The organism is Flavobacterium sp. (assembly GCF_027490375.1).
GTDB lineage: Bacteria > Bacteroidota > Bacteroidia > Flavobacteriales > Flavobacteriaceae > Flavobacterium.
Genome location: NZ_JAIXYH010000081.1, coordinates 1 through 11,217, shown reverse-complemented (window position 1 = coordinate 11,217; position 11,217 = coordinate 1). Strand labels below are relative to the sequence as shown.

3 protein-coding genes are annotated in these 11,217 nt (G+C 42.4%); all 3 read left to right on the top strand.

Annotated features, from left to right (window positions below):
- The first annotated feature begins 188 nt into the window (after nucleotides 1-188).
- Nucleotides 189-365, top strand: coding sequence for a hypothetical protein (locus Q0064_RS12400; protein WP_298148532.1), 177 nt, complete (start codon nucleotides 189-191; stop codon nucleotides 363-365).
- A 385-nt stretch (nucleotides 366-750) separates the two neighbouring features.
- Complete coding sequence (locus Q0064_RS12395; RefSeq protein WP_298148531.1) at nucleotides 751-7,245, top strand: choice-of-anchor D domain-containing protein; 6,495 nt, start codon at nucleotides 751-753, stop codon at nucleotides 7,243-7,245.
- Nucleotides 7,246-7,435: 190 nt separating this feature from the next.
- Nucleotides 7,436-11,217 (top strand): S8 family serine peptidase (locus tag Q0064_RS12390; protein WP_298148530.1); only part of this gene is annotated, 3,782 nt, incomplete at its 3' end.

Here is an 11,217-nt window from a genome sequence, read left to right as displayed (position 1 = left end):
TTTCCGTACTGAAAATTTCTGGGAATTTCGTAATAGGGAATGTCCACACACCCTCCCGCCCCACAAGGCGAAGCACGGAAAAAAAATCGAGATTGGGTTACGGGAAAACCGCATATTTTGGAAAAGACAGGAAAGATATTTTTAGGATTGTATATTTTAAATGAGTTGCGAAATTAGTATTGAAAACTATGATGAATAACTTATTTTACTTACGATTTCTTGCGGCCGCGATTGCAGAGGAAATACAGCTGAAGCTTAACCAGAAGCAGCAGAAACTGCAGTGGCAAAACTGTATTGAAACGAAAAGCGCGAAACGCCGCCCAAATTTTCTAAAAAACTACGCTGGGCTTGGCCGCTGGGCATAAAATTATCCGCTCAAATTTACATCTGAATGAAGCGGTTAGTCACTTTAAATAGTTAGAATCGTTTTTGTATCATGATGCAGTTGATTTGTTACTTTAAAGATGAAAATTATCTAACTCTTAAAAACTTTTAACAAATCTGCAAATACTCGAAATCGTTATAGTTGACAATAACTCTTGTAGAAAAAATTCTACAAAATAAAAAACAAATCGCCAATTTCCAAACACTTAGAAATAAAAATAAAATTAGCGCATGTGTTTCATCGGTAAAAATGTGCTTTTTGTCGATTTTTGAATAGCTAAAGTGTTCATAATGTTGACAGTATTGAATTCGTGCTGTACCTTTACAGCCCGATCTCCCATTACTAACACAAAAACGAATACTTCGATGAGATTCTCTACTACATTCAAATCGTTGTGCATATTAATCCTCTGCATAGTTTTTTCGAATTCCCTATTCGGACAAAATAGAACGTATACCACTAACGGAACTTTTACGCCACCTGCCGGAGTGACATCAATTCGCGTCGACCTATGGGGTGCGGGCGGTAATGGTGGTGGTGCTACCGGCAACCCTGCTTCGGGCGGTGGTGGTGCAGGTGGTGCGTATACGCGTCATAATGCATGGCCTGTAACTGCTGGCACAGTGTATAATGTTAACATTGGTACTGCTCCGGCACCCGGCACAGGAAATGGTGCACAAGGTGGCTCTACATGGTTTCAATCTAATACTTCTTTATTGGCAGTAGGTGGAAACGGAGGTGCACGAGCAAACAACAATAGCCAAGGTGCTGCAGGAGGTAGCGGACCAACAACGGGTAATATCGGAGGACAAGTTAACTTTTACGGCGGCGCAGGAGGAGCTGGTGTTGCCACAGGAGGTACGCAATATGGAGGAGCTGGTGGTAGTAGCGCCGGTAATGCCGCTAACGGTAATGCCGCAGCTGGAGCAAACGGCGGAATTGCGCCTGCAGGCGGTGGCGCCGGAGCAGCCGGTTTTGCAGGTAGTGGCAACGGAAACAACGCAAATACAAGAGGTGGAGGCGGTAGTGGTGCTCGTGCAGGCAACGCTACTGATAGAAACGGTGGTGCTGGAGGTTCGGGCTATGCCGAAATTTATTACACCTGCCCTACCTATACCTTAAGCGCTACAACTTTTGTAACTGCCGTTCGCTGCGCCGGTTCAAATGCAACAGTTCGCTTAAACGGACTGCCGAGAGGTACATACAGCATCACCTACAACCTGAGCGGAAGTAATACTTTAGCAAATCAGACAGTATCAGTAACTGTGAATGCATCAGGTGTAGGAGAATTTACAACACCAAATTTAACAAATGTAGGTACGACTACCGTTACTATTACAAACGCAAGTAGTGGTACAGCACCGGATATTTGCTCAAATGCAATCAGTGCTAACAATACCGCTACCGTAACCACGGTCAGCTTACCTGCACAACCATCAACCATTACAGGACCAACGACATTTTGTACTAGTCAAATTCTTTCATACAGCGTAACAGCTGTTGCTAATACTACTTATAACTGGACATTCCCTGCGGGCTGGGTTCAGCAAACAGGTGGTAACAGCAACGCAATTACAGTACTTACTTCTGCAACACAAGGAAATGTAAGCGCTACGCCAGTTACAGCCTGTGGAAATGGAACAGCGCGCACATTGGCAGTAACTTTTGCATTGCCTTCGGTAGCTTCAAGTGCCGGAGCAAGTAGAAGCGGCGCTGGAACCTTAACACTAACCGCAACACCTTCAGCTGGAGTTATCAATTGGTATGACGCTATCGTTGGCGGTAATTTAGTTGCTACCGGTAATAGTTTCACAACACCAACCTTATTGGCTACTACCAATTATTATATTGTAGCGAGCAATAACGGTTGCGTATCCTCACCCAGAATTCCAGTTGTGGCACAAATCACAACACCCGAAATTAGTGTTACAGGAAACGGTATTAATATTGTAGATGGAGATACAACGCCAAGTACAACAGATTTTACTGATGTAGGCTCAGTAAACGTAAACGCTTCAATTTCAAGAACATTTACCATTACCAACAGCGGTACTGAACCACTAACTGTTGGAACTATAACGATCACAGGTACAAATGCATCAGAATTTACAGTAACAACAGCGCCGGCAGCTACAGTCGCGGTTGGTGCTTCAACAAGTTTTACAATTCGATTCCTTCCAACAGTGGCGGGAGTGCGAACGGCTTCGTTATCCTTCTCTAATACCGATTCAAACGAAAATCCGTTCGATTTTAGCTTAGCTGGAACCGGAATTGCTGTTTTCCCGGAAATCGACATCAGAGGAAACAATGTTAGTATCATAGATAACGTTTCTAGCAGCAGTACTACCGACCATACTTTTTTTGGAAATGTTACTGTACCTAGTTCATTTACGAGAACGTTTACAATATTAAATACCGGAACAGGACCGCTTAACTTAAGCGGAACACCTCGTGTAACCGTAACCGCTGGAACAGGTTTTGTCGTGACTACTCCACCCGCCGCAATAGTTGCATCTGGTGGTAGCACAACGTTTCAGATTACGTTTACTGCCGCTGTTGAAGGTAGTAGTATTGCAGTAGTTACCGTGCTAAATAACGATGCTAACGAAGGTATTTTTGACTTTGTAATTGAAGCGAATGCAGTGGTGACTGGCGCTGAAATATCGGTCTCAGGCAATGGAGTAGTTATTCCAGACAACGACACTACGCCGTCGACAACTGATCAAACCGACTTCGGTAGTACAGAACAAGGCACCAATATTGCCCTTCCTTTTGAAGTTTATTCGTTGGGTAGCTTAAATCTAACATTAGGAACTACGGTATCGATTACCGGAACTAATGCTGCCATGTTCACTGCTACTACGCTTCCAAGCGGCTTATCACCTGGTAATTTTGCAACTTTCGTAATCACATTTACACCTAATAACATACCAGGACCGAAAACCGCTACGATTACAATAACCAATAACGACAGCAACGAAAGTCCGTATAATTTTAATATTCGAGCTACAGTAATAACAGCAACTACACCTACTACAGGACCAGGCGGCGTAGTTTCTAATTTGCGTTTGTGGCTTAAAGCTAATAGTAAAATTGGGCAAGTTTCCGACAACGACGATATAACCACCTGGGAAGATCAAGTGAATGGAAACTCAAAAACAGCGATGGCACGATTTTCAAGTGAGCCTAAATTTAGAAACCACCCTGATTTTAATGTGAATTTCAATCCTGTAATTAGCTTTGATGGTGCTAACAGCATGTATGCTAACCAAGGTTTCTACAATAATGATATGTTTATTGTTGTAAAATTGCGTAATAGTATTTCTTCAGTAAGTAGTCCGCTTGACTTGTTTTGCGGAGACGATATCGCTAATAATAGCCAAGACGTTACCGGATTTCAACTTGGTAACACATCTAGTCGTTACAATAATGAAATCCTAGCTTATAACCAAGCAAGTAGCGGAAGCTATGGTATAGCTGAAATAAGTACAAGTAAGCGCTATACTGGAACTCAGATTTTCAACCCACGTCGTTCCGCAGGAAGTCGTATGGAAATCTATAACAATTCTCAACTGTTAACAACTTCCGAAGTTAATACAGGAACATACAAAAACATCGTAAATTCCAGATATTGGCTCGGACGAAGTGAAACTTTTGGTGCATCCTATGTGGGCGATATCCTTGAAATTATCACTTACGGAGCGCGAAATTCAGACGCCGACAGACGCAGAATTGAAAGCTATCTAGCTATCAAATACGGCATGACACTTGCTGTAAACGGCACGAGCGTTAACTATGTAGATTCTGCTAGCAATACAATTTATACCGCGGGCAGCGGCTACAATTTCAACATCGCTGGAATCGGACGAGACGATTCTGCAGGTCTATATCAAAAACAGTCAAAAACAGAAAATACAGCTGATGACTTAACCATAGGGTTAAACACTATTGCTACAACAAATGATCTAAATACGGGAACGATAAATGGTGATCGACGGTACTTGGTTTGGGGTTCAAATAACGGCAGCTTAGCTGCACAAACGCCTGTACTTGTAAACTTAAGTAGTGGAATCCCTGGAATTAGCACTCAAGTTGACCTTACTTCCATCGGACGAATTTGGCGCGTAGTTGAAACTGGAGGAGATGTAGGGCCAGTTACTGTATCCATTCCTTCTGGGATGCTTACATCGAACCTAAACACAACAGAGCAACTGTTGATGTTTGTTTCTTCGACTCCGAACTTTAATCAATCAACCGAATACCGTGTTTTAACGCAAAACGGTTCTAACTTACAATGCCAGTTCGACTTTGATGGTACTCAATTCATCACTTTTGGTTTTGCGCCCGATCGAACCTATGAACGCGCATTAACTTTAGACGGTGTTAACGACTATTTAGATGCGGGCAACATCTGCAATCTAGGAAACGAGTTCACCATTTCCGCTTGGATTCGAAAAACACAAAATGGAAGAAGTATTGTATCCAAAAGAGATGCGGCATTTAACAGCGGTTACGATTTTGACCTAGCAAACAGCGGCAGATTAGAGTTTGCATTTTATACAACTCAAATGCAGCGAATAACCTCTGATGTACCAATTCCCGACAACGCGTGGTATTATGTAAGCGTAACCGGAAGAAACGGCTTGTACCGCTTGTATATAGATGGGGTTTTAGCTGCTGAGGAAACTTTACCTTTAGTTCCTTCCAATACAAATGCTTTCGTGATTGGTGCTGCCGATGCAAAAGCGCCTACCGCCTTTTTTCAAGGTGGAATAGATGAAGTACGTGTCTTTAATCGAGAACTCACCGTAGATCAACTTCGCTACATCATGAACCAAGAGCTCATGAAAAACGGAACAGACCTTCTAGGAAAGGTTCTTCCAAACTACGTTACGAAAAATGATATAGCTTCTATTCCTTACAGCAGTTTAGAAGTCTATTATCCAATGACTACATTCAAGTTCACTAACGTAAAAGACGAGTCCGACAACGACCGTCCGGCTACACTTCGTAACATCAATACAATCGATTTCCAAACAGCTCCACTTCCATACAGCACACAAATCCGAGGTGCTTGGGACGTGGCAGAAACCTGGGAAAATTCATCAGTAATTACATTTCCAAACAGTCTCTCAATAGTTGATGGCACAACCAGAGTCGACTGGAATATTGTTGAAACAGCACACGAAGTTGAATCGAATAGTAATCAAACTCTACTGGCGCTGAATGTAAAATCTGGTGAAATCGAAGTTACCAATGATAGTAAAATCGAAGTTACACACTATTTGAGACTCGATGGTAAATTAGACCTTAACGGACAGTCGCAACTAGTGCAAACCGAAGATTCTTTACTTGATTCTGCTAGTACGGGAACTATTGAAAGAGACCAAGTAGGACAAGCAAATACCTACAACTACAATTATTGGTGTTCGCCTGTTTCTTCTAGCAGTTTGCCTATCAATGGCGGATATACTGTGAATTCAGTCTTACGTGATGCCTCTGACCCTGCAAACATTAGCCCTATTACATGGACGGATGAAAACGATGGGTCGCCGACTATACCAATTACATTGGCGAACTACTGGCTATTTAAATTTCAGAATAGTACTGAAGATTACGCCAACTGGAGCTATGTAGGACCTGATGGATTTCTTGGTGCCGCAGAAGGATTTACTATGAAAGGACCAGGAACAGATACTGCTGGCCAAAATTATGCCTTTGAAGGAAAACCAAATAACGGAGATATTTCCTTACCAATTGGCGGTGGTTTGTTGAATTTATGTGGAAATCCATATCCTTCAGCTTTAGATGCTAATGATTTCATCATCGATAACCTTTCTGCTATCGATGGAACACTCTACTTCTGGGAACATTTCAGCACAAATTATTCGCATAATATACATGAATATCAAGGAGGCTATGCCGCTTACAGTTTAACTGGCGGAATTCCTCCAGTAATACCTGAAGGAATAAGCAATTTGGGTAGTTCTTCAAAAGTAGCAGCTCGATACATCCCTGTTGCACAAGGCTTTTTTGTTGTTGCAAGTCCTGCGGGCGGTCAAATTAACTTCCGAAACAGTCAACGAAACTTTGTTCGCGAAACCAATGCCGATTCGTTTCTTAACTACAGATCAGCCAGCAATAATAATCCTAACAACGCCGAAGACCCAACGGATGAAGATAACAACTTTAAGAAACTGCGACTAAGCGCTATTAGTCCGCATGGTATCAGACGTCAAATTCTTATTGGATTTATGAATGAGTTTGCTACCGCAGAGGTCGATAAAGGTTATGATGCACTTTTATTTGATGAATATCCATCAGACTTATACGTCATCAATAACGAAAGTAAATTAGTAATTGCTGGTGAAGGCTATTTTTCTGAAGATAAGGTTTTCCCTCTTGGAATTAAGGTTGAAGTATCAGGCACCACTATTGTAAAGCTAGATAATTTAGAAAATTTCGAGTCGGGAGAAAATATCTATTTACATGATATTGTCACCGGAACTTGGCAAAATTTGCGCACAGGTGTAGCCACTTTAAACTTAGAGCCTGGAATTTATGAAAATCGATTTTTCATCACATTCAACGCAACACCGCTGAGTATTGATCAGCATGCCAAAAAATCGTGCGCAATTGCTTACAACTCCTCTAAAAATGAGTTGAGCATTCAAGCTGAAACCGCTTTAATTGATCAAGTACAAATTTTCGATATGTCTGGTAAACTAGTTGAAGAAATTCCTACCGAGAAATCAACAACACTTTCAAACTACAGACTACAAAATCACAGCTCAGGTGCATACATAGTAAGAGTTACAACAGATCGCGGAGTTGTAAGTAGAAAACTACTTTTTAGGTAAGTAACTACGAATAGACCATTCAGAAATGAATTCAAAGTCGGCCAAGCAAAAGGCCGACTTTTTTCGCTTATCCCAAAACTAAAATGACGGAAAATCAAGTCAATCAATCAGCTATTCAAAAGACAACATGTTAGCTTTTTAAGCTTTTTTACATATTTTTACCAGCTTATCTCTTAAAAAAAACCGTTTCATGCAAGCATTTAACCAATTTCGATCCGCAAAATTGCGCTTAACTTGGGTATTGTTTTGGCTATTACTCTGCGTGACTAGTGGCTGGAGTCAGCAGTTTGGAATGGAAACTAACACACCTGACGGCACTATCGTACTTCCGGTTTCAAACCAAAAAGTACTTATACAATTTACTAAAGACGCAACTGCAAATCAAATAATTAGAGAAATTGCAAGCGAATCTCGACTTAAAAAGATTGATGAATTACGAATTCTGCCGGCTCCCAAAAATGCAGTAATAGCGGAATTAGCTAATCCACTATCCAATTCTGATTATCAAGACTTATTGCAACAATTGAATCGCAAGACGATAATCTTGTATGCAAATCCCATCCTTGTTTGTAAAGACGGTACTTCACAAGGAATTACAAATCGTATCGCAATAAAACTTCGCTCGGCCAATCACTATAAAAAGTTAGCAGAAATCACAAAAAAATACGACGGAACCATTGCTGAACAGTACAAATATGACCCGCTCTTGTTCTTTATTGAAATTCCAAAGCAAGAAGAGAATGCGCTCCAAATTGCAAACAAAATACACTCGCTCTCCAATTTTGCTTTCGTTGAGGTTGATTTTGTCAGAATAATGAACCGATTCAATACAAACGACCCATTTCTTCCCAACCAATGGTCTCTTAACAACACTGGAACGGCTGCCCAAAACAACGGTACCCCAGGAGCAGACATGAGAGTCTTTCCCGCTTGGGGAATAACAACCGGTTCGGCGAGTATAAAAGTTGCCATTTTAGATGAAGGTGTCGATTTAAATCATCCGGATTTAGTAGCAAATATGCTCCCCGGATTTGACGGAACCGGACTAAACAGCGGCGGAGCACCTTCGGGTAATGATGCGCACGGAACCGCTTGCGCAGGAATTGTAGCTGCTGTTGGAAACAATAATCTCGGAATAGCAGGTGTAGCGTACGGATCTAAAATTATACCAATACGAATAGCTTATTCAAGTGGCAGCAATTGGATAACACAAAATTCGTGGATTGGAACCTGTCTTGATTGGGCGTGGCAAACCGCTGGAGCCGATATTCTAAGTAATTCGTGGGGAGGCGGTAGTGCTTCGGCATTGATCAACGACCCAATTAACAGATCTGTTACTCAAGGAAGAGGTGGTTTAGGAGCACCCGTGCTATTTGCTGCAGGAAATAGTAATGCAGCTGTAAGCTATCCCGCAACGCTTCCGAACGTAATTTCTGTAGTGGCGATGAGTATGTGTAACCAACGAAAAACACCCACATCTTGCGATGGCGAAAATTGGTGGGGATCTAACTTCGGAGCAACAGCAGATATAGCTGCACCCGGAGTAAAAATCTATACAACCGACATTTCAGGGGCTGCTGGTTACAGCACTGGAGATTATGATCCTACGTTCAACGGTACCTCGTCAGCTTGCCCAAATGCTGCTGGAGTTATGGCACTTATTCTGTCTGTGAATCCAGGCCTAAATGCAACACAAGCTCGACAAATAATCGAATCTACTTGTGAGAAAGTTGGCGGCTATACTTACAGTGCCAACGTAGCAAATCAGCCAAATGGAACTTGGAGTTCAGATTTGGGATACGGAAGAGTTAATGCGTTTGCGGCTGTTCAACTAGCAAATCCACAACCTTGTACCAATCCACCAGCTGTAGCGAGCGCGCAAGCTTCGCCTTCTAGTGTCTGCGGAACAGGAATCGTAAGTCTGTCATTGTCGGGGATATCCCTCAGCTCAGGTCAGACATACCAATGGCAATCTTCAGCAGATAATTCCGTATGGACGAATTTAAACGGCCAAACTAACTTCTCAATAGCTACAACAGTTTCAACAACAACCTGGTTCAGATGTTTAGTTAGCTGCGGAACCACCGTGGCTTCAAATTCAGTCCAAGTCACGATAATAAATCCAACAATCACAAATTTTCCCCATGCACAGAATTTCGACTCAAGCTCTTCGTTGCCTTGCGGCTGGACTGTGGAAAACACAAATAATGATAATAGAACTTGGGCGGTTGGAACCACTTCTCCCCGATCCGCACCGAACAATATCGTTTACAACTACAGTACTACAACGGCGGCAAACGATTGGATTTTCACACCTCCACTAAATTTGGAAGCAGGCAAAAATTATCGAATCCGATTTTGGTATCGTGCTCGGTCCGCATCCTTTCCCGAGAAATTAGAAGTAAAATGGGGCGCTACAGCAAATGCAGCAGGGATGACGTCAACTGCTATATTCACCAACTCTAATATCGCTAATACTATTTACATCGAGGGCAGCTCGTCAAGTTTTAATCCGGTCGCCAACGGAATTCAACACATAGGTTTCCGTGTATTTAGCGATGCTGATGAATACGATTTATATCTAGATGACATTGTCATTGAGGAAGTTCCTACTTGCACTGTACCAACCGTTGCTGGAGCAATTACAGGACCCACAACAGCAACTGCGGGAAGTCCAGTTCAGTTTAGTTACAGTGGCGGCAACGGTACATCGTTAAATTGGCAGATAGCAACCGGAGCAGGTGGATTTAACGATATTGCTTCTGCTACAGCTAACAATTACACTTTAAGTACAATTCCAGGAACTTATCAGATTCGAACTCGAGTCTCAAGATTAGGTTGCCCGGATGCCTTTTCAAATGCAATTAGCATTGTGATAAACCCAAGGTTGGGCGACAACATAAACATACCAATTCTTATAAATTCTTTACCCTTCACCACAACAAACTCAACGATCGCTTCAAACGGATTTTCTAGTACCTACACGGGTACAAACGCACAATCATCCGCTGATGTTTTTTACCGTTTCACCACAACAAGTTGCACCGACCAAATCCGAATATCCAGCTGTGGCTCAAACTTCGATACTTACTTACACTTGTTATCGGCAACCGGAACTTGGATCGTCTCAAATGACGACAACGGCCCCGTTTGCACCGGTGCTCAAGCATCTTTAGTAGCTACGGTATTACCAAACACGACCTACATTGTAGTAATTGAAGGATTTAATGCAGCAACGGGGAACTTTAATTTGAACATTACTGAATTAGACAATACCCCATTCACTGCGAGTATAAATGCAAACGGACCAACGACGATCTGCGCCAACGAAACAATAGTTTTAACCGCAAGTACAGGCAGCAGTTACTTATGGAATACAGGAGCTACTACAGCTAGTATTTCAGTAAACAGCAGCGGTACCTATCAAGTTACTGTAACAGAGACCAATGGCTGTACTGCTACTGCATCACAAATTGTAACAGTTAATCCACTGCCTTCAGTAAGCATTACAGCTAGTGGCCCTACTGCATTATGTGAAGGCGCAAGTGTCAGCTTAACAGCAAACGGATTAGGTACTTACTTATGGAGTACGGGAGAAAGTACACAATCGATTACAGTGTCCAACGCTAACAATTACTCGGTTACAGTAACTTCGGATTTAGGTTGTACACAAACAGCTAACATTTCCATAACCCAACCAAGCGCACTTACAGCTACTAGCTCACAACAGAACGTTTCTTGCCATCAAGAAAACGACGGCACAGCTTCGGTTGTTGCCTCGGGCGGAACCTCTCCGTATACGTATGTGTGGTCGCCTAGTGGCGGAACAGCAGCAACGGCTTCAGGTCTAGCGCCTGGAAACTACTCGGTTACTATAACCGATTTTAACGGCTGTTCTATTGTGCGCAATTTCACGATCACCGAACCGTTCCAAACCGTTTGGAATGGCACTTCGTGGAGCAACGGACTTCC